Below are 23,893 nucleotides of genomic sequence, written 5' to 3' on the forward strand. Positions count from 1 at the left end.
CAGGCCGCGCGGCGACGCCGCGCGCGAACAGGCCACGATGACCTACCGCGCAGAAGCCTTCTCCGGCTATTTCCGACGTTCCCTGGCGGCGCTCCAGGCGCGCGGCGCCGACTCCCCGGACGGCATCGGCCTGGTCGATGCGCTGATCTCGGCGCCGATCGACTCCGCCCGGATCGAGTCCGCGGTGACCGATGCGCTGCGCCCGGCCCGCGAGGAGGCAGCCCGCGTCGGCGACCCGTCGGCCGGCGGCCCCGCAGTGGCGCGGGGGCTGCGCCGGGTGCGCCAGTGCCTGATGATGGCGCTGGCCGAGCGCGACATCCGTGGCCTGGCGCCGCTCGAAGAGGTGTGCACCGCGATGACCGCCTTCGCGACGGCGGTCACGCGCGAAGCGATGCGGCAGGCCGCGGCCGAGCTTTCGGCGCAGTTCGGCCGCCCGCTCGACGGCTCCGGCCAGCCGCAGGACCTGCTTGCGGTGGCGATGGGCAAGGGCGGCGCCGACGAGCTCAACGTGTCCTCCGACCTGGACCTCGTCTTCATCTTCCGGGAGGCGGGCGAAACCGAAGGCCTGCCCGATGCCGACGGCGGAACCCGGCGCCGGCTGCCGAGCGCCGAGTTCATGCACCGGCTTGCGCGCCGGACCATCCAGCTGCTTGCCGACCCCACGCAGGACGGCTTCGTGTTCCGGGTGGACACCCGCCTGCGGCCCAACGGCGATTCGGGACCGCTGGTCGCCTCGCTGCCGATGCTGGAGGACTACTTCTATTCGCAGGGCCGCGAGTGGGAGCGCTTCGCCTGGCTCAAGGGCCGGGTGATCGCCGACTCAGGGATGGCGGGCGACGGCGCGCGCGCGCGCGACGAGCGCATGCTGGAATCGATCGTCACCCCCTTCGTCTACCGTCGCTACCTCGATTTCCGCGCCTTCGACGCGCTGCGCGAGCTCCACGAGCTGATCCGCGCCGAGGTCCGGCGCCGCAGCGTGCGCAACTCGGGCAGCATCGACGTCAAGCTGGGCCGCGGCGGCATCCGGGAGATCGAGTTCACCGCCCAGCTGTTCCAGGTGGTGCGTGGCGGACGCGACCCCGGCCTGCGGGACCGCCGCACCCTGGCCACCCTGGCTTCGCTGTCCGAACGCGGCATTCTCGCGGAGGCGGATGCCCGTGCCCTGGCAGAGGCCTACGTGCTGCTGCGGCGCACCGAGCATGCGATCCAGTTCCGCGAGGACGCTCAGACGCACCGCCTGCCCGCCGATCCGCAGGAGCGCGCGCTGGTCGCGCAGATGCTGGGCCTGTCCCCGGAGGCCTTCGAGCCGGCGCTCGACCGGGCCCGCGCCGAAGTGCAGCGCGTGTTCGACGACCTGCTGCGTGCCCCGGAGGCCGAGCCGATGGACGAGACTGCTGCCGCCGCTGCGGCAGCAGTCTCGGAGAACGTCGGGCGGCGCATCGAGGCGCTGCGCGAGGCGCCACGCTATCGAGGCGCGCGCGAGGAGACCCGCGCCGCGATCGAGACGCTGCTGGCCCGCGCCGGCACGCAGGGCTGCGAGGAGCGCGCGCTGCTGCGCCTGATCGACCTAATCGAGGCGGTCCTCGGGCGCCCGGCCTACATCGCGCTGCTCGCCCAGTACCCCCAGGCGCAGTCTCGGGTGCTCAAGCTGCTGGGCCGTGCCAAATGGGCGGCCGACTACCTGACCCGGCATCCGATCCTGCTCGACGAGCTGCTCGACGGCCAACTGCTCGAGGTCACCGACTATGCCGCCTGGGAGAAGGGGGTGCGCGAGGCGCTGGCCGCCGCCACGCTCAATGGCCAGCCGGACGTCGAGCGGCGGATGGACGTCGCGCGCGAGGCCCATCACGCGCAGGTGTTCCGGCTGCTGGTGCAGGACCTCGAGGGGCTGCACAGCGTGGAGCGGGTCTCCGACCACCTCAGCGAGCTCGCCGACCGGGTCCTGCAGGTCGCGATCGACGAGTGCTGGCCGCTGGTGCGCCAGCGCCACCGGGAGCGGCCGCGCTTCGCGGCGATCGCCTACGGCCGGCTCGGCGGCAAGGAGCTGGGCTACGCCTCCGACCTCGACCTGGTGTTCATCCACCAGGACGAGGACGAGCGCGCGCCCGAGGCCTACTCGATGCTGTCGCAGCGCTTGGCCACCTGGCTGTCGGCCCGCACCGCAGCCGGCCAGCTCTTCGAGATCGACCTGCGCCTGCGCCCGAACGGCAATGCCGGCCTGCTGGTGTCCAGCCTCGGGGCCTTCCAGACCTACCAGCGCGAGTCGGCCTGGGTCTGGGAGCACCAGGCGCTGAGCCGCGCCCGCTTCGCCGCCGGGGATACGGAGATCGGCGCGGCCTTCGAGGCCGAGCGGCGCGCAATCCTGGCGCGGCCGAGGGAGCCGGCCGCGCTGCGCGATGAGGTGGTGGCGATGCGCCGAAAGATGCACGAGGGGCACCCGAATCGCACCGCCCTGTTCGACCTCAAGCACGACGCCGGCGGAATGGTCGACATCGAGTTCGTCGTCCAGTACCTGGTGCTGGCGCATTCGCACCGGCACCCGGAGCTGCTGGACAACGCCGGGAACATTGCGCTGCTGCGCCGCGCCGGCGCGGCCGGGCTGATCGACGCCGGGCTCGCGGAGCGGGTGGCGCACGCCTACCGGCAGTTCCGCGAACTGCAGCACACGGTGCGCCTGAACGACGCATCCTTCGCCCGCGTGCCGCCCGAGACGGTGGGCGCAATGCGGCAGGACGTCCGCGCGCTCTGGAGCGCGGTGCTGGAGGCGCGCTGAGGGCCGCAGCACCGCCGGCCACTGCAGGCCGAAGGCGGCGGCCTGGCCTTCGGCGCGACGGGGCGGCGGCGGGGCGGCGGCGGGGCGGCGGCGATGCGGGATTCAGGCCCGCGCGACAGCTCCCGCGCGGCCCAGCGACCAGCCCTGCCGAGCCCCCAGCCAGAGCACCGCCGCGAGCACGACCAGCACCACCGGCAGCGACAGGAGGTTGAGCATGGTCCAGCCATTGACGAACAGCAGCGCGCCCGACGAGGCCGAAGAACTCACCATCACCGAGAACACGCACAGGTCCACGAAGCCCTGCACCCGTGCCTTCTCCGCGGGACGGTAGCTCATGGTGAGCAGCGTGGTACCGCCGGTGTACATGAAGTTCCAGCCCACGCCCAGCAGGAACAGCGCGGCCAGGAACTGCATCAGTTCGACGCCCGAGAGCGCGATCGCCACGCAGCCCAGCATCAGCAGGCAGCCGGCAGCGATCACCGGCAGCGCGCCGAAACGCGCGATCAGGCTGCCGGTGAAGAAGCCGGGCGCGAACATGCCGATCACGTGCCACTCGATCACGAAGGCCGCTGAAGCGTAGGGCAGGCGGCACACCTCCATCGCCAGCGGCGTCGCCACCATCAGCAGGTTCATCACTCCGTAGCCCAGCGCCGCGGACAGGATCGCCACCGCACAGGCGGGCTGGCGGACGATTTCGCGCAGCGGGCGGGCGGGTCCACTGCCGACGGCCACCTCGATCCGCGGCAGCCTCAGGAACTGCGCCAGCATCAGCGAGAGCAGCGCGAAGCCCACCAGGGTCAGGTAGGTGCCCGCGAAGGCCGTGGGCAGCCACTCGCGCGACCACTTCGAGATCTCGGGCCCCAGCACCCCGCCGGCAATGCCGCCGGCCAGCACCAGCGAGATCGCCTTCGCGCGAAAGCCCGGGCGCCAGGTGTCGGCCGCATCAGCCGCGGCGAATCTCAGGCTCGCCCCGAAGGCGTTGTACAGACCGCACACGAAGGTGGCCAGGCAAAGCAGCGGCAGGCTCTTCACCGTCAGCGCATACCAGCCCAGCAGCGCCCCGGCGATCGCCACCAGGGAGCCCACCGTGTAGCCGGCGCGCCGGCCGAAGCGGTTCATGAAGGCGGCTGCAGGCATCGCCCAGACGGCGCCGCCAAGCACGTAACCGGTGACCGGGAGCGTGGCCAGCAGGGGATTGCTCGAAATGGCCAGCCCGGCCAGGCCGTTGACCGCGATCAGCGTGACGTTGTTGGTGAGCAGCAGCGCCTGCAGGCCGATCAGCAGTGCGAGTTGCGGACGCAGCGAAGCGAGCATGGGTTTCCCGTGGACACCGGATCCAGGGACCGGCCGCCGCAGGCCGCAGGTCGGCCTTGCGCGGCAGTCTAGCAGCGGCGGATCGGTCCGCCTGCGGGCATCTGCGGGCATCTGCGACGCGCGCTGCGCCCAGCAGGCGCCGCGGATTGGATAAAATCGCGGGTTCCGGGCCGAACGCCCGGCGCTTCCGGGGCCACAGGGCCCCGGCCACGATTCCACAAGGAGCCTCCTCATGTCGATGGCCGACCGCGACGGACTGATCTGGTTCGACGGCAAGATGGTCGATTGGCGCGAAGCCAAGCTGCACGTCCTGACCCACTCGCTGCACTACGGCATGGCCGTCTTCGAGGGGGTGCGTGCCTACCAGACCACCGCCGGCACCGCGATCTTCCGGCTCGAGGAGCACACCCGCCGGCTGCTCAACTCGGCCAAGATCTTCCAGATCAACGTGCCCTTCACGTACGACGTGCTGATGCAGGCGCAGAAGGACACGGTCCGCCAGAACGGGCTCGAGTCCTGCTACATCCGCCCGATCATCTGGATCGGCTCCGAGAAGATGGGCGTGTCAGCCAAGGGCAACACCATCCACGTCGCAGTGGCTGTCTGGCCATGGGGCGCCTATCTCGGCGAGGACGGCATCGCCAAGGGCATCCGGGTCAAGACCTCGTCGTTCAGCCGGCACCACGTCAACGTGTCGCTGGTGCGCGCCAAGGCGAGCGGCTACTACATCAACTCGATCCTGGCCAACCAGGAGGTCACCGCCCACGGCTACGACGAGGCGCTGCTGCTCGACACCGACGGCTACGTGTCCGAGGGCTCGGGCGAGAACGTCTTCATCGTCAGGAACGGCAAGCTCTACACGCCTGACCTCGCCTCCTGCCTGGACGGCATCACCCGCGACTCCGTCATCACGATGGCCCGTGACATGGGCATCGAGGTGATCGAGAAGCGCATCACCCGCGACGAGATGTATTGCGCCGACGAGGCCTTCTTCACCGGCACCGCCGCCGAGGTCACCCCGATCCGCGAACTCGACGACCGCCAGATCGGCGAGGGCCGCCGCGGCCCGGTCACCGAGAAGCTGCAATCGATGTTCTTCGACGTGGTCGCAGGCAAGGCGGATCGCTACCGGCACTGGCTGGCGCCGGTCTGAGCCCGCGTGGAGTCCGGAACATGACCGATAACACCAGCAAGGCGATCGACGCCGTCGAACTCGACGGCGACGAACTGCCCGCGTTCTGCCCCAACCCGAAGATGCCGATCTGGAGCGGGCATCCCCGGGTGTACATCGACGTCACCCACGAGGGCGAAGGCAGCTGCCCCTACTGCGGCACGGTCTACCGCCTGAAGCCGGGTGCGGTGGTCAAGGGGCATCACTGAGCCCCAGCGTCGGCGGCGCCTGCCGTCGACGCACGGAGGACGCTTCGTACCCACGCGGACCGTGATCTGCGCGACAATCGTCTGCGACACAGGCACGCCCGCCGGCTTCGAAGCGGATTTCCCTTGCGCACCCTGATCGTGGCCCCCAACTGGATCGGCGACGCCGTGATGGCGCAGCCGCTGGTGGCGTGCATCCACGGCGCCGATCCCGGCGGCCGGATCGACGTCCTTGCGCCGCCGCACGTGGCGCCGGTGTTCGGCGCGATGGCCGGCGTCGCCGAGCTGATCGAGGTCGCCAACGCCCACGGAAAGGCCCAGTTGTCCGAGCGCTGGCGCCTGGCTAAGCGGCTGCGGACCCGCGGCTACGACCGCTGCTACGTGCTGCCCAATTCGATGAAGTCGGCGCTGGCGCCCTTCCTGGCCGGCATCCCGCAGCGGATCGGCCATCGCGGCGAAGCCCGCTACTGGCTGATCAACCGGATGCACGAAGACCGCGGCGAGCACCGGCCGCCGATGGTCGACTTCTACTCCAGGCTGGCCTTCGAGCCCGGCAGCAGGCTGCCGCCGGCTCCGGACCCGGTGCTTCAGCGCGATTCTGCCGCCGAGCAGGCGGCGCGCGAGCGGCTGGGACTGTCCGACGACGACCCCCTGATCGTGCTCTGCCCCGGCGCCGAGTACGGCCCGGCAAAGCGCTGGCCCGCCCGGCACTACGCCGCACTGGCCGCGCTGGCCGCCGAGGAATGGCCGGAGGCCGCAATCCTGCTGCTGGGCTCCGCCAAGGAGCGGCCGCTGGCCACCGAGATCGCCGCGCTCTCGGGCCAGCCGCTGCTCAACCTGTGCGGCGAGACGGGCCTGTCCGAGGCCCTGGCGCTGATTTCCGGCGCCATCGGCGTGGTCTCCAACGATTCCGGACTGATGCACGTGGCAGCCGCCTACGGTCGCCCCCAGGTCGCGGTGTTCGGCTCCAGCGACCCGCGGCACACCCCGCCGCGTTCGCCCAAGGCGCGCGTCGAGTGGCTGCATTTAGAATGCAGCCCGTGCTTCGAGCGGGAGTGCCCGCTGGGCCACCTCGACTGCCTGAACCGGATCTCCCCCGCAACCGTGTTCGAATCGCTCAAGCAGGCGATGCGACACGAAACCGCCACTCGCCCGCCCAGATGACCGCCGCAGCCCCCGAGTACATCCTCACCCTGTCCTGCCCCGACACCACCGGCATCGTCTACCACGTCACCGGCTTTCTCTTCGAACGCGGCTGCAACATCATCGATTCGGCGCAGTTTGGCGACGCCAGCACCGGCCTGTTCTTCCTGAGGGTGCACTTCTCCGCGCCCGAATCCTTCGACCTGGCCCGCCTGCAGCAGGAGTTCGCGCAAATCGCCGAGCGATTCCGGATGGATGCGCACATCAGCGACCTGCGCGTGCGACCGCGGGTGATGCTGATGGTGTCGAAGTTCGGCCACTGCCTGAACGACCTGCTCTTTCGCCGGTCTTCCGGGCAGCTGGACATCGAGATCCCGGCCATCGTGTCGAATCACACCGAGTTCCAGCCGCTGGCCCACGGCTACCGGATCCCCTACTTCTACCTGCCTGTGACGCCCGCGACCAAGGCGGACCAGGAGGCCAAGGTGCTGGAACTGATCGAGCGCGAGCGCATCGACCTGGTGGTACTGGCCCGCTACATGCAGATCCTGTCGCCCGGGCTGTGCGAGGCGCTCAAAGGCCGGGCGATCAACATCCACCACAGTTTTCTGCCCAGCTTCAAGGGCGCCAAGCCCTACGCCCAGGCGCACCACCGGGGCGTGAAGCTGATCGGCGCCACCGCGCACTACGTGACCCCCGACCTGGACGAGGGCCCGATCATCGAGCAGGACGTGGAGCGCGTGGACCACGCGATGACGCCGGACACGCTGGCCGCGATCGGCCATGACGTCGAGAGCGTCGTGCTGGCGCGCGCGGTGAAATGGCACGTCGAGCGGCGGGTGCTGATCAACGGGCACCGGACGGTGGTGTTCCGCTAGCCGGCGGGCAAAGGTGGGGCCGGCGTCCAGGCCGGGTGAGGTCATGTCGGGGTGGAGCCCCCTGAGGAACTGCGGGCTCTTGCAGGCCCCGTTCCCGCGGAGGAGACTGGGTTTCCAGACGCCTGCCGCTCAGCCCTCGGCTGCGCGGAGGTCCGGGCCCGATCCACCAGGAGACAAGCATGGCTTCGCTCAACCGCCGTACCTTCGTGACCGGCGCGCTCGCTGCCGCCGCGTCCGCCGCCGTCCCGCTCACCGCCCGCGCCCAGGCCACCCCGGGCGTCGCCGCCACCGAGTTGCGCATCGGGTCGACCACCTCGTTCAGCGGGCCGGTCTCGGCACTGGGCACGATCAACAAGGCCCAGGTGGCCTACTTCAGGATGCTCAACGAACAGGGCGGGATCGCCGGTCGCAAGATCAACTACATCGTCTACGACGATGGCTTCGCGCCGCCGAAGACGCTGGAGCAGACCCGCCGCCTGGTCGAGCAGGACGAGGTCGCCTTCCTGTTCTCGCAGCTGGGCACCGGCCCGAACTCGGCGATCGTCAAGTACGTCAACCAGGTCGGCGTCCCGCACCTGTTCCTGTCGGTCAACGGCGACAAGTGGGGCGACTACAAGCAGTACCCGTGGACGATGCCCTTCGCCCCGAGCTCGCGCATCGAAGTGCAGATCTTCATCAAGCACGCGCTCGCGCAGAAGCCGAACTCGAAGATCGCCATCCTGTACCAGAACGACGATTTCGGCCGCGACTTCATCACCGGTGCGAAGGAGGCGCTCGGCGCGAAGTACGACTCGACGGTGAAGGCGCTGTCCTACGAGGTCACCGACCCCACCATCGACTCGCAGCTGATCGAGTTGAAGAGTTCGGGGGCCGAAGTGCTGATCTCGGGCGTCACCGGAAAATTCGGCGCGATGTCGATCCGCCGGGTCAGCGAGCTGGACTGGAAGGCGCTGCACTTCGTGGCGAGCGGCGTGTCCTCGATCACCGCGACGATCAATCCGGCCGGCCCCGAGCGCGCGATCGGCGTGGTCACGTCGGTCTACACGAAGGATCCGAGCGACCCGGCCTGGAACGACGACCCCGGCATGAAGGGCTACAAGGCGTTCATGGCGAAGTGGTTCCCGGAGGGCAATCCGGTCGATGGCTACAACTCGTACGGCTACATGGTGGCGGTCGTGCTGCACAAGCTGCTCGAGCAGTGCAACGGCGACTTCTCCCGCAAGAGCATCATGGCGCAGGCCAACAACCTGAAGGAGCTGGAGAGCCCGATGCTGCTGCCCGGCATCCGGATCAACACCAGCCCCACCAACCATCACCCCCTGCGTCAGATGCAGCTGCAGCGCTGGAACGGCAAGGGCTGGGAGCGCTTCGGCAACATCATCTCGGATACGGGCATCTGAGCGCCGGCGCGCCAGGCGGCCTGCGACGGCCCGGCGCGCGCCTCACCCCAGCCAGCGCTTCCGGCGCCGGTAGTGCTTGACCTCGCGGTAGCTCTTGCGCTCGCCCTCGAGGTTCAGGCCGAGATAGAACTCGCGGACGTCCTCGTTGGCCTTGAGGTCGGACGCCGCCCCCTCGAGCACGATGCGGCCGTTTTCCATCACGTAGCCGTAGTCGGCCACGTCCAGCGCGACGCGCGTGTTCTGCTCGACGATCAGCAAGGTCATGCCGGCCGCCTTCAGCGACGCCAGCAGCGCGAACACCTCGTCCACGATCAGCGGCGCCAGGCCCAGCGAAGGCTCGTCGATCATGATGAGCTTCGGCTTCGACATCAGCGCGCGGCCCACCACCAGCATCTGCTGCTCGCCTCCCGACAGGTAGCCGGCGGTCCGGCCCTTGAGCGCCGAGAGCCTGGGGATCCTCGAGTAGACCTCGTCGATGCGCCTGCGCACCTCGGCGCCGGAGCGCTCCATGTGCCCGCCCACGATCAGGTTCTGCTCCACCGTCAGGTGGCGCAGAACCCGCCGCCCTTCCATGATGTGGACCAGCCCGATGCGGACGATTTCGGCGGGGTCACGGCCGTCGATGCGTTCGCCGCAGAACTCGATCGAGCCCGACGTGACCTTGCCGTCCTCGGTCCGGATCAGGTTCGACACCGACTTCAGCGTAGTGCTCTTGCCGGCCCCGTTTCCGCCGAGCAGCGTCACGCACTTGCCGTCGGGCACCTGCAACGAGATGCCCTTCACCGCAAGGATGACGTCGCTGTAGATCGCCTCGACGTTGTTCAGTACCAGCACGTTGCGCTCCACGGATGCGCGCGGCCCGGCGCCGCGGCAGCGGCCGCCGGCCGCCGCACGCGGACCGCCCGCCGGATCACCACTTGTTGACGGTCGGCACCGGAACGTTCTGCGCAGCGACCGTGTACTTGCCGTCCTTGACGGTGCCGATGTTCACCGCCATGCCGCCGAGCGGAAACGGCGCCTCCCTGGTGAATTTCAGGTCCGGCAGCACGCCGAAGGTCTGCGCGCTGGTGATCGTGTTGTCGAACAGCGCATTGCGCACCGCCTCGCCGGTGACCTTGTCCGCGCCGACCTTCTTCGCCGCGGCTTCGATCGCGCGCACCGTGAAGAGCATCTGGTTCATTCCCATCATGGTCATCACGTCCCAGCCGCCGGTGAGCTTGTACTTCGCGACCAGCATGTCGTAGAACTTGCGGGTCTCGCTCGCATCGGCGCTGGGGATTGCCATCCCGTAGACCTCGAAGTCCCCCTCCAGCTGGGCAAGGCCGCCGACGGCCTTGCCGGAGGCTGGCAGCCCGTTGTGCGAACTCATGAGGATTGGAACGTCCTTGCGCCCGAGCGACTGCAGCGCGCGCTTGGTGGCGACCACTGCGGCGGTGTTCGTCTGGATGTTGATCACCTGCGCGCCCTTGCGCAGCAGGCGGTTGACCTGCGTGGTGAGGTCGCTCGGCTGCACCTCCGTGTACACCGTCTCGACGACCTCGATCTTGTCCTTGTTCTCGGCGGCGAACTTCTCGAGGCCCTTGTGGATGTCGACGTACGCGGGCGCCGCCTCGGACGAGATGATGCCGATCTTCAGCGGGCCGGTGATGCCCTTCTGCTGGCGATACCAGAGGTAGAACGCGCCGGCCTCGTGCGCATAGGTGGCACGGGGGTTGAACACCCAGGGCTCGGCCCGCCACGCGTAACCGTAGCCGGCGGTGGCCATCATCAGCGGGATCTTGTCATCGGGCAGTCGCTGCTGCAGCGCTGCGGAGTCCGGGCCGCCCAGGCCCAGCGCGGCGATCGGCTTCAGCTCCGACTTGATTCCAGGCCACAGGCTCGATGTCTGCGCGGTGTCGTAGCGGGTGTCGTAGTCCTTCATGTTCACCTTGATGCCAAGGCCCTTGCCGACCTCCTCGTTCCACCAGTTGAGCACCGCCCAGCGACCGGCAACCAGCGACTTCATGATGTCCGCGTAGGGGCCGGTGAAGTCCGCCATGCCGGCGACGTTGTAGGTGTTCTGGGCAAGCGCCGGTGCGTGGTAGCCGGCACCGGCCGCAGCGAGCACGCCGGCAGCCATCACACCCAGCGCGTTCCTTCTCGAGATGATCATCATTCTGTCTCCTCTTGTGATGGAATCCGGCCGAATGCCGGCGACTGCCACGCCCCGGTCCCCGTCAGTACGGGAACGGCCAGAGGCGGTAGGACCTCTTCAGGATGCCCCAGCGGTGCATCAGCCCGCGCGGCTCGAAGATCAGGAAGGCCGCGATCACGCCGCCGAGGAACACGTTCATCACCGAAAAGACGACGTCGCCGCCGAGAAACGGCAGCTGCTCGACGATGGTCGGCCCCAGCGAGGTCAGGCTCTCCTGCACGACCTTGATCACGAACACGCCGATCAGCGCACCGGTGATGGAGCCCATGCCGCCGACGATGATCATCGCGATGAACCAGATCGAGTGCAGCAGCGTGAACTGGTCGACCGCGACGAAGCGCACGTAGTACGCCCACAGCCCGCCGCCGATGCCCGCGTAGAACGCACCGACCAGGAACGCGGTCGCCTTGGTGCGCACCACGTCGATTCCCATCATCCCGGACGCGACGTCGTCGTCGCGCACCGCGATGAACGCACGGCCATGGCGGCTGCGCGCGATGCCGTAGGCGCCGAAGACCATGATCATGGCGAACGCCAGGCACAGGTAGTAGACGGCGCTGTCGCTGGCCAGCCGGATGCCGAAGAAGGTCGCCGGCTCGATGCTCAGGCCATTGGAGCCGCCGAGCCAGCTCATCGGCAGGTTCAGCACCAGGAAGTGGAAGAGGAACTGCGCGGCGATCGTGGTCAGCGCAAGGTAGAAGCCCTTGATCCGCACTGCCGACAAACCGAAGATGAAACCGAAGAGCGCGGCCGCCACCCCGCCCAACGGGATCGACAGCCAGAACGGCAGGCCGGCTTTCGTTGCACACACCGCGGCGACGTAGGCGCCGACCCCCATGAACGCGGCCTGGCCGAGGTTCACCTGCCCCGCGTACCCGGTGTTGATCTGCAGCCCGACGACGACGATCGCCGAGATCAGCATCATGCTGCCCATCGCGACCAGCCGCGGCCCCAGCAGCTGCGGCAGCAGCAGCAGCAGCGCCAGGAAGACGAGCAGCGCGACCGCCTGCTTGCGCGTGCGGATCAGCGCCTGGTCGCGCGGGTAGCTGGTTGCGAATACGCCGGCCGGATCCATCGTCAAACCCTCTCGATCGTCTTCCAGCCGAACATGCCGGTCGGCCGGACGAACAGGATGCCGAGCATGATCACGAAGGGCAGGATCGATCCGACCGCTCCGCCCACCCACGGATCTAGGTACGCAACCGCGAGCCCCTGCACGATGCCGACGATGATGCCGGCGATCAGCAGCCCGGACACCGACTCGAGGCCCGCGAGCAGCGCAACCGGCAGGGCGGTCAACCCGATGTCGGACGCCAGGAAGTTCAGCGACTTCCCGCTCAGGTAGATCACCGCGCCGAGCGTCGACAGCACCGAGCCGAGGATCCACGCGAACGCGATCGACGCACGCACCGAGATGCCCAGCGAGAGCGCGACCTGGTGATCCTCGGCGACCGCGGTCATCTTGAGGCCGAGGCGGGTGCGGTCGAAAAACCAGGACAGTCCGAGCCCGGCCGCGACGGTGATGATGCCGCCGTAGAGCAGAGAACGCGGGATGAAGATCTCGCCGAAGATGATCGGCGCGAGGTCGAACACGATGGGGAAGGGCCGCACCTGAGGCCCGAAGAGCAGCAGGACCACGCCGCGAATCAGGATCAGCAGGCCGATCGTGACCATCACCATCGCGAACACCGACTCGCCGACCAGCCGCGAGAAGAACATCCGCTCGATCAGCAGTCCGAAGGCCGCGGCGATCACGAACGCGAGCGGCAGCCCCACGTACAGCGGCAGCCCGAGGTTGACCACCAGCCACCAGACCACGAAACCGCCGAACACCACCAGCTCGCCCTGCGCGAAGTTGAACACCTTCGAGGCGCGGTAGATCACCGCGAAGCCCATCGCGATCAGCGCGTACAGCAGGCCGATCAGCGCGCCATTGATCACGTAGTTGACGAAGTCGATCAGCATGCTCAGCCTCGCTGCGGGGGTTGTCCGGCGCCGCCTGCGTCGTGCAGGCGGACCGTGGCGGCGAGCGTTCCCTTGCGGCCGTCCTGGTAGGTGACCGGGATCTCGAGGTGCACTTCGCTGCGGCCGTCGTAGAGGCCGTCGACCAGGGCCGCGTAACGCTCCTCCAGGAACTCCCGGCGCAGCTTGCGCGTGCGCGTGAGCTCGCCCTCGTCCGGGTCGAGCTCCTTGGGGAAGTTCGCGAAGCGCCGCACGCGGGAATGCTCCGGCAGGAACTGGTTGACCCGCTCGATCTCGGCGCGAATCAGCTGCGCAACGTCCTCCTTCTGCGACAGATCGGCGAAGGTGGAGAAGCCGATGTTGCGATCCTCTGCCCAGCGCGACACCACGCTGAAGTCGATGTTGATCAGCGCGGCGATGTAGTCGCGCCGCTCGTCGCCGAGGATCATGATGTCCTTGATGAACGGGCTGAAGCGCAGCCGCGTCTCGATGAACTGCGGCGGGAAACGCTCGCCGCTGCGCAGCCGGCGAAGGTCGTCCACGCGCTCGAGGAACACCAGCTCGCCCGATTCCGTCACCGAGACCGCGTCGCCGGTCAGGTACCAGCCGTCGCTGATCCGCTCGGCGGTCTTGTCCTCGCGCCGCCAGTAGCCGCCGAAGAACGAACCGCCTCGCACCAGCAGCTCGTCGCTGTCGGACACCTTCCACTCGAGCGCAAGGCCGGCTTCCGGGTGCGCGACCAGCCAGTGCCCGACGGTCTCGAGGTCGTAGCGCTCACCCTGGTGCATCGTCAGGATGCCGATCTCGGTGGACCCGTAGACATTGCGCAGCGGCACGCCGATCGCGTGGAACAGCCGGAACACGTCGGGCGCCATCGTGGAGCCGCCGCACACGGCCACCTCGATGCGGGTGAGCCCCAGCTGGTCGCGAAGCGGCCGCAGCACCAGCGCCTCGGCCAGCGGCAGCATCATTTGCGCCGCTGCCGGCACCGGCTTTCCGTCGAGCCGGGCCACGTGCACCTGGCGGCCGACCTCGACCCCCCAGTCGAAGATCCGCCGGCGCCACCGGCCCGCGTCGAGCATGCGGGCCTGGATCGTCGCGGCCAGGCTTTCCCATTGACGCGGCGCGAACACCATCGCGCCGACCGCCAGCTCGCGGATGTTGTCCAGCACCTGCTCCGGCCCCTCGGGGAAGTTCACCACGAAGGGCACCAGCAGCCCCATGCTCAGGCCGAACAGCTGCTCGGTGGCCCAGGCGGGCGCGATGTACGACAGGTACTCGAGCCCAGGCCGCGCCCGGCTGCCGGCTGCGAGCCGCTGCGCGTTGTCGATCAGGTAGCGATGCGTGAGGATCACGCCCTTGGGCTTGCCGGTGGTGCCGGACGTGTAGGACAGCACCGCGATGTCGTCGGGCGCGCCGGCTGCCACCAGCGCGCCGAACAGCGCCGGCTCGCGCTCATGGCGCGCGCGCCCCAGCGCCTGCACTTCGATGAACTTGCGCAGCGCCGGCTGCCGGTAAGACCACATGCCGGTGTCGTCCCAGTAGACGATCGCCCGCAATGCCGGCGCCCGCTCCATGACCGCGAGCGCCTTGTCGACCTGTTCCTGGTCCTGCGCGACCAGGTACACCGCCTCGCTGTCGTCGACCAGGTAGTGGGCCTCGTCTGCGGTCAGGTCCGGATAGAGCGAAACCACCTTTGCGCCCACCGCCTGCGCTGCGTATTCGGTCCAGAAGTGCTCCGGCTCGTTCTCGCCGATCACTGCGACCGTCTCGCCCGGCCGCAGCCCCAGCTCGTACAGGCCGAGGGCGAAGTCCCGCACGTTGGCGAGCACGTCGCCAAAGGTGTACTCGCGCCAGATGCCGCGATGCTTGTGCCGCTGGGCCACGCGCGCAGGCTCGGCCTCGCCGCGGGCGAGCAGGTGCTGCGGCAGCGTCTTCATCGCCAGCATCAGCGTTCGCCTCCGCCGAGGTAGGCCTGCAGCACGGCCGGGTCGCGCTGCACCTGGGCAGGCGTGCCCTCGGCGATGCGCCGGCCGAAGTCGAGGACGACGACGCGATCGGCGAGGTCCATCACGACCCCCATGTCATGCTCGACCAGCACGACCGGCAGCCGGCGCGCCTCGCGCACGTCGAGGATGAAGCGGGCAAGGTCTTCCTTCTCCTCGTTGTTCATGCCGGCCATCGGCTCGTCCATCAGCAGCACGCGCGGCTCCTGGGCGAGCGCTCGCCCGAGGTCGACGCGCTTGCGCAGCCCGTAGCCAAGGCTGCCCACCGGCTGATGGCGGATCGTCTCGATCTCGAGGAACTCGATGATCTCCTCGACGACCTCGCGGTGCCTCGTCTCCTCGCGGCGCGTCCAGGGGAAGTAGAGGAACGCGGAGGGCACCGACGAGCGCATGTGCAGATGACGCCCCACCAGGATGTTCTCGATGACGGTCATGCCGGAGAAGATGTGCGTGCCCTGGAAGGTGCGCGCAACGCCCGCCCGCGCGAGCTCGTGCGTGGCACGCCCGCTGACGTCCTTGCCGAGGAACTCGATGCCGCCGCGCTGCGGACGGTAGAACCCGCTCAGGCAGTTCAGCAGCGAGGTCTTGCCTGCGCCGTTGGGGCCGATGACCGCCAGCAGTTCGTCGTCGCGGACCTCGACGGTGACGTCGTCGAGCGCGACCACCCCGCCGAACGCCATGCGGATGCCGCGCGCCGCCAGGATCACCGGCCGGGAAGGCGCTGCGGGGGACGCCGCGGCATCGATGGAATCAACGACGCGTCCGGCCGTCACCTGCGCGCCTCCGGGACGTACTGAGAACGTCGGTCCACGAGTCTGTCTCCCCCGGCGATCCGCGCCGGGGGACGCCGCGCTTCCACGAGCCCCCGACTGCGTGCGAGATGAATTTGATTACTCGGTGGGAATAGTAACCCGCCGGTAGAACCCGTCAAGCGGCAAGCGGGGAGGGATTCCCCTCAGCGGTCGCGGCGGCCGGGCAGATGCGGCGCAGCGGATCAGCTCCTGGACCGGATTCCCGCGCCGAACAGGTCGGAGAACGTCGCTGCGACGTCGGCGCCGGTCGCGTCGCCGTCGGGCCGGTACCAGCGCGTCATCCAGTTGACGGCGCCCATGAAGTAGAAGACCGCGAGCTTGGGATCGACGGCGCGGATGCTGCCGTCCGCCACCCCCTCGGAAATCATCTCGCGCATCGCGCGGTCCCAGCGGTCGCGCCGGTTGCCGATGATCTCCTTGCTCCGGTCGTCGAGCGCGTCGTACTCGGAGAGCACCGCCATCCGGCCCAGCTCGCCGGTGATCAGCTCGATGTAGCGACGCGCGAGCATCGTCACGCGATCGAGGCCGTTACGGCCGTGCGTGCGCGCATAGGCGAGCGCCTCGTCGCCGAGGTCCATCGAGCGCATGTGGCATTCGAACAGGATCTCCTGCTTGCCGCGCACGTAGTGATAGAGCGCGGCCTTGGTCACCCCCAGGGCGGCGGCGACGTCGTCCAGCGAGGTGCCGTGGTAGCCGCGCGCAGCGAACGCCCCTGCGGCCTCGCGCAGCAGCGCGTTGCGCTTGAGCTGGAACTGCTCGTCGCGGCTGACGACCACGTTCTGCCACGCGGCCGGGCGCCGACCGCGCCGGGGCGCCGTGGCCGGCGCGTCAGAGGTTGCGGGAGATGATGAGCTTCTGGATGTCACTGGTGCCCTCGTAGATCTTGCAGACTCGCACGTCCCGGCAGTAGCGCTCGACGGGGAAATCGCGCAGGTAGCCGTAGCCGCCGTGCACCTGCAGGGCGTCGGAGCATACGCGCTCAGCGATCTCGGAGGCGAACAGCTTGGCCATCGCCGCCTCCTTCGCGCACGGGCGGCCCGCCATCACCAGCCGCGCCGCGTTCCGGTAGAGCAGGCTCGCCGCCTCGACCCTGGTCGCCATCTCGGCAAGCTTGAACGCCACCGCCTGCAGCCGGATGATCGGCGCCCCATAGGCTTCGCGCTCGTTGGCGTAGCGCACTGCTGCGTCGAGGGCGGCCCGCGCCACGCCCACGGCCTGGGCCGCGATCGCGATGCGCCCGTCGGACAGCGCCGACATCACGAGCCGGTAGCCGCCGCCCACCTCGCCGAGCACCGCGTCGTCGTCCAGCCGCATCCGGTCGAGCTGGATCTGCGCGGTGTGCGCAGTCTGCTGGCCGAGCTTGTCCTCGACCCGCAGCACGCGGTAGCCGGGGTCGGCGGGGTCGAGCAGGAAGAACGTGAACCCGTGCTTGCCGGCGGTGGGATCGGTGACCGCGATGACCACGGCCACGCCTGCCTCGCTGCCATTCGAGATGAACTGCTTGGTGCCCTCGAGCACCCACGCGTCGCCCTCCCTGCGGGCAGAGGTGCGGAATGCCGCGGTGTCGGAGCCGGCCTGCGGCTCGGTCAGCAGGCTGGCGCCGATCCGGGCGCCGCGCACCGCGTCGGGCAGGTAGCGACGCTTCTGAGCGTCGGTGCCGAAGTCGCACAGCATCTTGAGCGTGGTGTTGTGGACGTGGACGATGGTGCCGACCCCGCAGTCCGCAGCCGAGATCTCCTCGATCGCCAGGCAGTACTGCAGGAAGCTCAGCCCGCCGCCGCCCCAGGCCTCGGGCGCCAGCATTCCCATGAAACCGATATCCGCGAGCGCCTTCAGCTCGTCGCGCGGCCACTGCTGCCGGCGGTCCCGCTCGGCCGCGGTCTTCGCAACGACTTCCCGGGCGACGCGGCGGGCCGCGTCGCGGACCATGCGCTCCTCCTCGGAGAGGAAGGTGTCGGCGGTGTCTGTCGTCGCCGTCGATTGCTGCGGGCTCGGGGCCATCCTGTCTCCTGCGTCGGATCGATTCGGTAGTTCGCCTGTCGGCCGCCCTGCGCTGGCCGCGAGCGGCGCGGCGCGCGCGCTGCCAGGTTGCGGGCGAAGCCGCGCTCAGCGCGCGCTCATCCGCGCGCCGGCGTCGAGGCTGATGGTGGTGGCGTTGAAATAGGCGTTCTCGACGATGGTGCGCACCAGCGCGGCGAACTCCTCGGCGCGACCCATGCGCGCGGGGAACAGCACCATGCGCTCGATGATCGATTTCGACACCTGTTCGGGCATGCCCGCCACCATGGCGGTATCGAAGAGCCCCGGGGCGATGCTGACGACGCGCACGCCGTGCGGCGCCAGGTCGCGCGCAACGGGCAACGTCAGCCCGATCACGCCGGCCTTGCTCGCGCTGTAGGCGGCCTGCCCGACCTGGCCCTGCCATGCAGCCCCCGACGCGGTGTTGACGATCACGCCCCGCTCCCCATCGTCGCCGGGGTCGTTGCCGAGCATCTTCGCGGCTGCGAGGCGGATCACGTTGAAGGTGCCGGTGAGGTTGATCGCGATGACCTTGTTCCAGGTGGCGAGTGGAAACGGCTCGCCCTTGGACACCGTCTTGGCCGCATCCGCCACGCCGGCGCAGTTGACCGCGATGTGCAGCGCGCCGAAGCGCGCGACCGCCGCGTCCACCGCCGCGGCCACATGGGCCTCCTCGGCGACGCTGCCCGCGCACAGCAGCAGGCGGGACGGCTCGATCTGCTCGCGCAGCCGCGCCATGCGCGCTTCGTCGAGGTCGAGCGCCACGATGGACGCACCCGCCGCCGCGAGCCCGCAGGCGCTCGCGAAGCCCAGCCCGGACGCCGCGCCGGTGACGATCGCGACCTTCCCTTCCAGTTTCATGTCTTCTCTCCTCCAGCGAGCCGGGCGGCCCCGCGCGGACACCCCGCGCCTTCGCCCCCGAACGGGTCAGCGCCCCAGGATGGTCACGCAGGCGACAGCTTCCTCGATTCCCTGCAGCCCGCCACCGTTCTCCGCCAGCGCGATGCGCGCGCCATCGACCTGGCGCGGGCCGGCTTCGCCCCGCAACTGTGTGACGAGCTCGTGGACCTGGCCGATCCCGGTCGCGCCGACCGGATGCCCCTTCGACTCCAGTCCGCCGGACGGATTCACCGGGATGCGCCCGCCGATCGCGGTGTCGCCCCGCTCGGCCATCCGGCCGCCGTCGCCGAACGCGCAGAAGCCCAGGTTCTCGACCTGGATGATCTCGCCCATCGCGGTCGCGTCGTGCACCTCCGCCACCGACACGTCCGAGGGCCCCACGCCTGCTCGCTCGTACGCGCGCCGCGCCGCCACCGCGGTGCAGTGGTTGGCCGCGTCGTCGGGATCGCGGTCGCTGCCGGTCTGCAGCACGCACGCGAGAATGCGTACCGCGCGGCTGCGGTCGACGCCGAGCCGGCGCAGCCCGGACTCGGTGCACACCACGGCGGCGGCCGCGCCGTCGGAGATCGGCGAGCACATCGGCAGCGTCAGCGGCCAGGTGATCGGCGGCGCCGCCAGCACCTCGTCGATCGTGTAGACGTCGCGATACTGGGACAGCGGGTTGTGCTGCGAGTGGCGATGGTTCTTCGCGGCGACCGCGGCGAGCTGGCGCTGCGTGGTGCCCCAGCGGCGCATGTGATGTCGCGCGAACGCCGCATACACGTCCATGAACACGCTGTACGGCTTCGACGAAGTGGTGCCGGGCGGAACCTCGACGCCCTCGCCGAGCTTCAGCAGCCGGTCGCGGATCGCCTGGGCGTCGGAGACGTCCCAGGCGCTGTCGAACACCGAGAACATCAGATCGCGGTCGCGCGAGAACATCTTCTCGGCGCCGACCGCGAGCGCGACGTCGCCCTCACCCGCGCGCAGGAAGCTCACCGCGAGATGCAGCGCCGTGCTGCCGCTGGCGCAGGCGTTCTCGACGTTGGCCACCGGGATCGACTGGATGCCCATCGCGCGCAGCGCAACCTGCCCGCGGATCATCTGCTGGCCTTCCATGTGGCCCTGCGACGCGTTGCCGAAGTAGGCCGCCTGCAGCTCGCCGGCGCCGATGCCGGCATCCGCCAACGCCGCCTCGACCGCGTGACGGGTCATCTGCTTGATGCTGAGGTCGACCAGCCGGCCGAACGGCGTCATCCCGACGCCGACCACATAGACGTTTTCCATTCCTGCTCCTCGATGCGTCCCGGCTCGCGGCCCGGCGGCGCGCCCTCAAGCGGGGTGCGTACGCCGCCGCCTGCGGGTCGTTTCCGCCACTCAGCGCACGCAAGGCGCCAGGCCGGGAATACCATATTCCGAAGTGTGTTCTACCATTGAAACAGATAAGTTACTCGTTGGTCAATTCAACCTGATGGCCTGGAATTCAGGCCGAACCAGAGGAGAGCAGACATGAGCGAACCGGTTGTCCTGACGCAGGCGCGGGCAGGCGCGATGTGGATCACCCTGAATCGCCCCGCGGCGATGAACTCGATCACTCCGGAGATCGTGCGCGGCATCGATTCAGCGCTCGACCGGGCGCTGACCGACGATTCGGTGCGCGCCGTGGTGCTGACGGGTTCCGGGCGCGCCTTCTGCGCGGGCGCCGACCTCAAGTACGTCCGGGAAAGTGTCGGCGGCGACGAAGCTGCCACCGCGGCCTTCCTGCAGACCGTACTGGCCATCATGGGACGCATCGAGAAGTTCCCGAAGCCGGTCATCGCGGCGATCAACGGACTCGCGCTCGCCGGCGGCCTGGAGCTTGTACTGTGCTGCGACCTCGTGATCGCCGCCCGCTCGGCCAGAATTGGCGACGCCCACGCGAACTACGGCCTGCTGCCCGGCGGCGGAAGCTCGGTGCGGCTGCCGCGCAAGATCGGCCCGACGCGCGCCAAGTACCTGCTGTTCACCGCGGAGTTCGTGCCGGCCGAACAGCTGGTCGAAGCCGGCCTCGTCAACGAGGTCGTCGATGATGCCGACCTGGCTGCCGCCACCGAGCGCCTGGTGGCGAAGCTGGCGGCGAAGAGCACGCTCGTGCTGCGCAGGATGAAGGCGCTGGTCGACGACGGCCTCGAACAGCCGTCGGAGACCGCGCTGCGCCTGGAATTGCTGGCCAGCGAGGTGCATTCGCACAGCCACGACATGCGCGAGGGCCTGGCCGCCTTCGAGGAGAAGCGCAAGCCGCGCTTCATCGGGCGCTAGCTAGAACGGAGTCCCGGCCTGCGGCCCCGGTATTGTCGCCGCCAGTCGCGCTCGGCGTGACCGCGCTTGGCGTGGCCGCACGCTCAGCGCGCCCTCAACACCTGCAGGTGCAAGCGATGCGTGCGCGCCCGGTGGTGCAGCAGCGTCGCCTCGTGCACCGTGCAGGGCACGCCCGGCAAGGGCAGCAGGCCCTGATCGCCCACTCGCTCCGTCAGCGGCCGACCCTCGCAGTCGCTGTCCTCGAAGACCGCCCACAGCGCCCCCTCGGCCGGCGCTTCATGCCGGGTGACGCCCGGCACCAGGATGCGCGCGCGGGGGAAGACGAGCCGGAGATTCCCGCCCAGGGTCTGGGTGTCGGCGAGGATCGCCACCGGTTCCCCGTGCGCTGCGCGCATGTCCGCCGCCAGCGCGACGTAGGGCAGGCTCACCACGGCCGGCCGGCCGCGCGCAAGCTGCTCGGCGAAGAACACGCGGCCCGGCAGCATCAGCGCGGCGGCCAGCGCCATCGCGGCACCCACCGCCAGCATTCCAATGCGCAGATCGGCGCGGCGCACGACCAGCGCCAGCCACAGCGGCAGCGGCGCGAGAACCGGTAGCAACCAGCGCTCCTCGAAATGGCGGCTGCCGGAAACCACGACGAAGACCGCGGTGAGCGCCACGCCGAGCACGAGCTGGAGGGAAACCAGGCGCAGCAGCGCCGCGGCGCGCGGGGCGGGGACGGCGGGCGCCACTGCGTGCGCGGCGCCCCCGGCGCCCAGGATGCGAGCATCGCCGCGCTCGAGATCGGCGCGGCCGCGCGCGGCGGGGCCAGGCGCGGCGCGGCGCAGCCACCGCAGCGCGCGCACCGAGATCCACACGATCGCCATCAGGCCGACGCAGGCTGCCAGCGCCCCGGACAGCTCGGCGAGCCCGGCGACGGAGCCGAAGGGATCGGCCGATCGCTCCAGCTTGCGCATCGTGGAGCCGACCGCCGACCGGTTGCCCGCGAGCCAGGCGAGGTGCGGCAGCACCGCCAGCGCCGCGCCCAGCGCCGCCCAGGCCAGCCGGGGTGTCAGCAGCACGACGCGCCAGCCGGGCGCCAGCAGCAGCGCGCCCACCAGGGCGGCAAGCGCGATCGCCGTGTTGTACTTCGCGATCAGCGCCGCGCCGCCAAGCAGGCCCCAGGCCAGGTAGCCCAACCGGGTCGGCGATGCGCGCAGCCGCTGCGCCAGCCAGAGCGTCGCCAGCACCAGAGCCACTGCCAGCGCGGAGTGGGTGAGCACCCGCTGCGCTTCCCAGATCACCACCGGGATCAGCGCGAAGCCTGCCAGCACCAGCGGGGCCTGCCGGCGGGCTGCGCCGGCGTCGCGCAGCGCGGCCAGGCTCAACGCTACGCTGGCCCCCATCAGCAGGCACTTGAGCGCCAGGTTCAGCGCCAGGCTGGGCCCGGCGAGCGCGTCCGGCAGCCAGTTCAGCCAGACGTATAGCGGCGGCTGCGCGGTATAGCCCAGGCGCAGCTCCTGAGCCAGGACCAGCATCTCCGCCTGGTCGAAATTGGCGGTCGGCGAGGCCGCCAGCTGCGTGGCCACGTTGAACAGCAGGTAGAGAACCGCCAGCCCGCTCCACGACGCCAGCCCCCAGGAGAGGCTCCATGCTCGACCCTCGGCCATCCGATTCCTCGAAGCGGGCGCCGCTCCGGCCGGCCCGCAGTCCCGTTCTGTATGATCGCCGCGGACCCCGAGCGCGCCGCGGAAGCGCGGCGCGTATTCTGACTGAACGCGAGAGCCCCTGTCCCCATGATTCCGCACGCCGACGACGCCGACCCCGACCCCGACGTCTCCATCGTCATCCCGCTTTATGACGAGGTGGAGAACCTGGCCGACCTGGTCGAACGCGTCCGGGAGGCGATGTCCGCCACGCACCACTCCTTCGAGCTGGTCTGTGTCGACGACGGCTCCACCGACGGCACCGACCGGCTGCTGCTGGACCTGGCCGGCACGCGCCCGTGGCTGGCGCCGGTGGTGCTGGCCCGCAACTACGGGCAGTCCACCGCGCTGCAGGCGGGCTTCGAGCGCGCCCGCGGCCGCTACATCGTGACCCTGGACGGCGACCTTCAGAACGACCCCGCCGACATCCCCGCGCTGGTGGACCGTCTCGAGTCCGATCCGGACGTGGACATGATCTCGGGCTGGCGCGAGCAGCGCCAGGACAAGGCGCTGTCTCGTCGGCTGCCGTCGGCGATCGCCAACCGGCTGATCTCCCGCCTCACCGGCGTCCACCTGCACGACTACGGCTGCGCGCTCAAGGCCTACCGTCGGCACATCATCGAGCGCATCAGCCTCTACGGCGAACTGCACCGCTTCATCCCCTCGCTGGCCAAGGAAGCCGGTGCACGCATCGTCGAGGTCCCGGTGCGCCACCATGCGCGCACCCGCGGCAAGTCCAAGTACGGCATCGACCGCACCTTCCGGGTCATCCTCGACCTGATCCTGATCGTCTTCTTCCTGCGCTTTCGGCAGCGGCCGCTGCACGCCTTCGGCGGGCTGGGCCTGTGGATGCTGACGCCTGGGCTCGGCATGCTCGGCTGGCTGCTGGTGCTCAAGCTGGCCGGCGAGGACATCGGCCAGCGGCCGATGCTGCTGGCCGGGGTGATCCTCGTTCTCGCAGGGATGCAGCTGATCGTCGCGGGGCTGACCGGCGAGCTGCTGATCCGCCTGTACCACGCGGGCGGGCTGCGACCGCAGTACCACGTGCGCCCGGCGGCGCCGCCGCGGTCCCTGCCGCCTGCGCGTTGAGGGTGACGAGACGATGAACGGGACTCGTCGATGAATCGCGCGCGCCGATGAAGCGGCCGCGCCG

General features: G+C 69.7%; 20 protein-coding genes. 8 read left to right on the plus strand and 12 right to left on the minus strand.

All coding sequences use genetic code 11. The features are described from left to right. Positions 1 to 37 precede the first annotated feature (37 nt). Positions 38 to 2,773: a bifunctional [glutamate--ammonia ligase]-adenylyl-L-tyrosine phosphorylase/[glutamate--ammonia-ligase] adenylyltransferase gene (gene glnE, locus HNQ70_RS07885; RefSeq protein ID WP_183966070.1), complete on the plus strand. Its 2,736-nt coding sequence runs from the start codon at positions 38 to 40 to the stop codon at positions 2,771 to 2,773. A 102-nt stretch (positions 2,774 to 2,875) separates the two neighbouring features. Here glnE and HNQ70_RS07890 read toward each other — a convergent pair whose 3' ends face one another. Continuing rightward, the gene (locus tag HNQ70_RS07890; protein ID WP_183966072.1) at positions 2,876 to 4,087 is read right to left on the minus strand and encodes an MFS transporter; all 1,212 of its coding nucleotides are present in this window, start codon (positions 4,085 to 4,087) and stop codon (positions 2,876 to 2,878) included. Positions 4,088 to 4,319: 232 nt separating this feature from the next. Between HNQ70_RS07890 and HNQ70_RS07895 the strand changes: the two genes are divergently transcribed. The 5 genes from HNQ70_RS07895 to HNQ70_RS07915 all read left to right on the plus strand — a co-directional run bounded on the left by HNQ70_RS07895 (position 4,320) and on the right by HNQ70_RS07915 (position 8,885). Continuing rightward, complete coding sequence (locus tag HNQ70_RS07895) at positions 4,320 to 5,240, plus strand: branched-chain amino acid transaminase (RefSeq protein ID WP_183966073.1); 921 nt, start codon at positions 4,320 to 4,322, stop codon at positions 5,238 to 5,240. A gap of 20 nt (positions 5,241 to 5,260) precedes the next feature. Beyond that, complete coding sequence (locus HNQ70_RS07900) at positions 5,261 to 5,467, plus strand: zinc-finger domain-containing protein (RefSeq protein WP_183966075.1); 207 nt, start codon at positions 5,261 to 5,263, stop codon at positions 5,465 to 5,467. 168 nt (positions 5,468 to 5,635) lie between these two features. Next, complete coding sequence (gene waaF / locus HNQ70_RS07905; protein WP_183966719.1) at positions 5,636 to 6,628, plus strand: lipopolysaccharide heptosyltransferase II; 993 nt, start codon at positions 5,636 to 5,638, stop codon at positions 6,626 to 6,628. Beyond that, positions 6,625 to 7,485: a formyltetrahydrofolate deformylase gene (purU, locus tag HNQ70_RS07910; protein ID WP_183966077.1), complete on the plus strand. Its 861-nt coding sequence runs from the start codon at positions 6,625 to 6,627 to the stop codon at positions 7,483 to 7,485. The genes waaF and purU overlap by 4 nt, the downstream gene beginning before the upstream one ends. 179 nt (positions 7,486 to 7,664) lie before the next feature. Continuing rightward, the gene (locus HNQ70_RS07915; protein WP_183966080.1) at positions 7,665 to 8,885 is read left to right on the plus strand and encodes an ABC transporter substrate-binding protein; all 1,221 of its coding nucleotides are present in this window, start codon (positions 7,665 to 7,667) and stop codon (positions 8,883 to 8,885) included. Positions 8,886 to 8,927: 42 nt separating this feature from the next. Here HNQ70_RS07915 and HNQ70_RS07920 read toward each other — a convergent pair whose 3' ends face one another. The 10 genes from HNQ70_RS07920 to HNQ70_RS07965 all read right to left on the minus strand — a co-directional run bounded on the left by HNQ70_RS07920 (position 8,928) and on the right by HNQ70_RS07965 (position 20,044). Beyond that, positions 8,928 to 9,719 (minus strand): ATP-binding cassette domain-containing protein, encoded by a 792-nt coding sequence (locus HNQ70_RS07920; RefSeq protein ID WP_183966082.1) that lies wholly within the window; start codon positions 9,717 to 9,719, stop codon positions 8,928 to 8,930. A 76-nt stretch (positions 9,720 to 9,795) separates the two neighbouring features. Further along, on the minus strand, positions 9,796 to 11,040 hold the full coding sequence (locus tag HNQ70_RS07925) for an ABC transporter substrate-binding protein (protein WP_183966084.1): 1,245 nt from the start codon (positions 11,038 to 11,040) through the stop codon (positions 9,796 to 9,798). 61 nt (positions 11,041 to 11,101) lie between these two features. Further along, positions 11,102 to 12,154, minus strand: a complete 1,053-nt coding sequence (locus tag HNQ70_RS07930; protein ID WP_183966721.1) for a branched-chain amino acid ABC transporter permease — start codon at positions 12,152 to 12,154, stop codon at positions 11,102 to 11,104. A 2-nt stretch (positions 12,155 to 12,156) separates the two neighbouring features. Further along, on the minus strand, positions 12,157 to 13,044 hold the full coding sequence (locus HNQ70_RS07935) for a branched-chain amino acid ABC transporter permease (protein ID WP_246434839.1): 888 nt from the start codon (positions 13,042 to 13,044) through the stop codon (positions 12,157 to 12,159). A 2-nt stretch (positions 13,045 to 13,046) separates the two neighbouring features. Then, positions 13,047 to 14,990, minus strand: coding sequence for an AMP-dependent synthetase/ligase (locus HNQ70_RS07940; RefSeq protein ID WP_183966086.1), 1,944 nt, complete (start codon positions 14,988 to 14,990; stop codon positions 13,047 to 13,049). Next, positions 14,990 to 15,727: an ABC transporter ATP-binding protein gene (locus HNQ70_RS07945; RefSeq protein ID WP_183966726.1), complete on the minus strand. Its 738-nt coding sequence runs from the start codon at positions 15,725 to 15,727 to the stop codon at positions 14,990 to 14,992. The genes HNQ70_RS07940 and HNQ70_RS07945 overlap by 1 nt, the downstream gene beginning before the upstream one ends. A gap of 314 nt (positions 15,728 to 16,041) precedes the next feature. Next, a complete protein-coding gene (locus tag HNQ70_RS07950) occupies positions 16,042 to 16,635 on the minus strand; it encodes a TetR/AcrR family transcriptional regulator (protein ID WP_183966088.1) in 594 nt (197 codons plus the stop codon). Between the two features lie 52 nt (positions 16,636 to 16,687). Continuing rightward, a complete protein-coding gene (locus HNQ70_RS07955) occupies positions 16,688 to 17,860 on the minus strand; it encodes an acyl-CoA dehydrogenase family protein (RefSeq protein ID WP_183966090.1) in 1,173 nt (390 codons plus the stop codon). A 105-nt stretch (positions 17,861 to 17,965) separates the two neighbouring features. After that, positions 17,966 to 18,739, minus strand: coding sequence for an SDR family NAD(P)-dependent oxidoreductase (locus HNQ70_RS07960; protein WP_183966092.1), 774 nt, complete (start codon positions 18,737 to 18,739; stop codon positions 17,966 to 17,968). 66 nt (positions 18,740 to 18,805) lie between these two features. Further along, positions 18,806 to 20,044: a thiolase family protein gene (locus HNQ70_RS07965; RefSeq protein ID WP_183966094.1), complete on the minus strand. Its 1,239-nt coding sequence runs from the start codon at positions 20,042 to 20,044 to the stop codon at positions 18,806 to 18,808. 222 nt (positions 20,045 to 20,266) lie between these two features. Here HNQ70_RS07965 and HNQ70_RS07970 point away from each other — a divergent pair, with 222 nt between their 5' ends. Then, positions 20,267 to 21,055, plus strand: coding sequence for an enoyl-CoA hydratase/isomerase family protein (locus HNQ70_RS07970; RefSeq protein WP_183966096.1), 789 nt, complete (start codon positions 20,267 to 20,269; stop codon positions 21,053 to 21,055). Between the two features lie 83 nt (positions 21,056 to 21,138). Here the strand turns inward: HNQ70_RS07970 and HNQ70_RS07975 are convergent, their stop codons facing one another. Next, a complete protein-coding gene (locus HNQ70_RS07975) occupies positions 21,139 to 22,704 on the minus strand; it encodes a glycosyltransferase family 39 protein (RefSeq protein WP_183966098.1) in 1,566 nt (521 codons plus the stop codon). A 126-nt stretch (positions 22,705 to 22,830) separates the two neighbouring features. Between HNQ70_RS07975 and HNQ70_RS07980 the strand changes: the two genes are divergently transcribed. Then, complete coding sequence (locus HNQ70_RS07980) at positions 22,831 to 23,829, plus strand: glycosyltransferase family 2 protein (RefSeq protein WP_183966100.1); 999 nt, start codon at positions 22,831 to 22,833, stop codon at positions 23,827 to 23,829. The last annotated feature ends 64 nt before the right edge of the window (positions 23,830 to 23,893 follow it).

This window comes from Quisquiliibacterium transsilvanicum (assembly GCF_014202215.1).
Taxonomy (GTDB): Bacteria; Pseudomonadota; Gammaproteobacteria; order Burkholderiales; family Burkholderiaceae_E; genus Quisquiliibacterium; species Quisquiliibacterium transsilvanicum.

Bases quoted from the DNA above. Each gene is read 5' to 3' on its own strand.
- glnE (WP_183966070.1), top strand. From the start codon at position 38: ATGACCTACCGCGCAGAAGCCTTCTCCGGCTATTTCCGACGTTCCCTG.
- HNQ70_RS07890 (WP_183966072.1), bottom strand. From the start codon at position 4,087: ATGCTCGCTTCGCTGCGTCCGCAACTCGCACTGCTGATCGGCCTGCAG.
- HNQ70_RS07895 (WP_183966073.1), top strand. From the start codon at position 4,320: ATGTCGATGGCCGACCGCGACGGACTGATCTGGTTCGACGGCAAGATG.
- HNQ70_RS07900 (WP_183966075.1), top strand. From the start codon at position 5,261: ATGACCGATAACACCAGCAAGGCGATCGACGCCGTCGAACTCGACGGC.
- waaF (WP_183966719.1), top strand. From the start codon at position 5,636: ATGGCGCAGCCGCTGGTGGCGTGCATCCACGGCGCCGATCCCGGCGGC.
- purU (WP_183966077.1), top strand. From the start codon at position 6,625: ATGACCGCCGCAGCCCCCGAGTACATCCTCACCCTGTCCTGCCCCGAC.
- HNQ70_RS07915 (WP_183966080.1), top strand. From the start codon at position 7,665: ATGGCTTCGCTCAACCGCCGTACCTTCGTGACCGGCGCGCTCGCTGCC.
- HNQ70_RS07925 (WP_183966084.1), bottom strand. From the start codon at position 11,040: ATGATGATCATCTCGAGAAGGAACGCGCTGGGTGTGATGGCTGCCGGC.
- HNQ70_RS07930 (WP_183966721.1), bottom strand. From the start codon at position 12,154: ATGGATCCGGCCGGCGTATTCGCAACCAGCTACCCGCGCGACCAGGCG.
- HNQ70_RS07935 (WP_246434839.1), bottom strand. From the start codon at position 13,044: ATGCTGATCGACTTCGTCAACTACGTGATCAATGGCGCGCTGATCGGC.
- HNQ70_RS07940 (WP_183966086.1), bottom strand. From the start codon at position 14,990: ATGCTGGCGATGAAGACGCTGCCGCAGCACCTGCTCGCCCGCGGCGAG.
- HNQ70_RS07945 (WP_183966726.1), bottom strand. From the start codon at position 15,727: ATGGCGTTCGGCGGGGTGGTCGCGCTCGACGACGTCACCGTCGAGGTC.
- HNQ70_RS07955 (WP_183966090.1), bottom strand. From the start codon at position 17,860: ATGGCCCCGAGCCCGCAGCAATCGACGGCGACGACAGACACCGCCGAC.
- HNQ70_RS07960 (WP_183966092.1), bottom strand. From the start codon at position 18,739: ATGAAACTGGAAGGGAAGGTCGCGATCGTCACCGGCGCGGCGTCCGGG.
- HNQ70_RS07965 (WP_183966094.1), bottom strand. From the start codon at position 20,044: ATGGAAAACGTCTATGTGGTCGGCGTCGGGATGACGCCGTTCGGCCGG.
- HNQ70_RS07970 (WP_183966096.1), top strand. From the start codon at position 20,267: ATGAGCGAACCGGTTGTCCTGACGCAGGCGCGGGCAGGCGCGATGTGG.
- HNQ70_RS07975 (WP_183966098.1), bottom strand. From the start codon at position 22,704: ATGGCCGAGGGTCGAGCATGGAGCCTCTCCTGGGGGCTGGCGTCGTGG.
- HNQ70_RS07980 (WP_183966100.1), top strand. From the start codon at position 22,831: ATGATTCCGCACGCCGACGACGCCGACCCCGACCCCGACGTCTCCATC.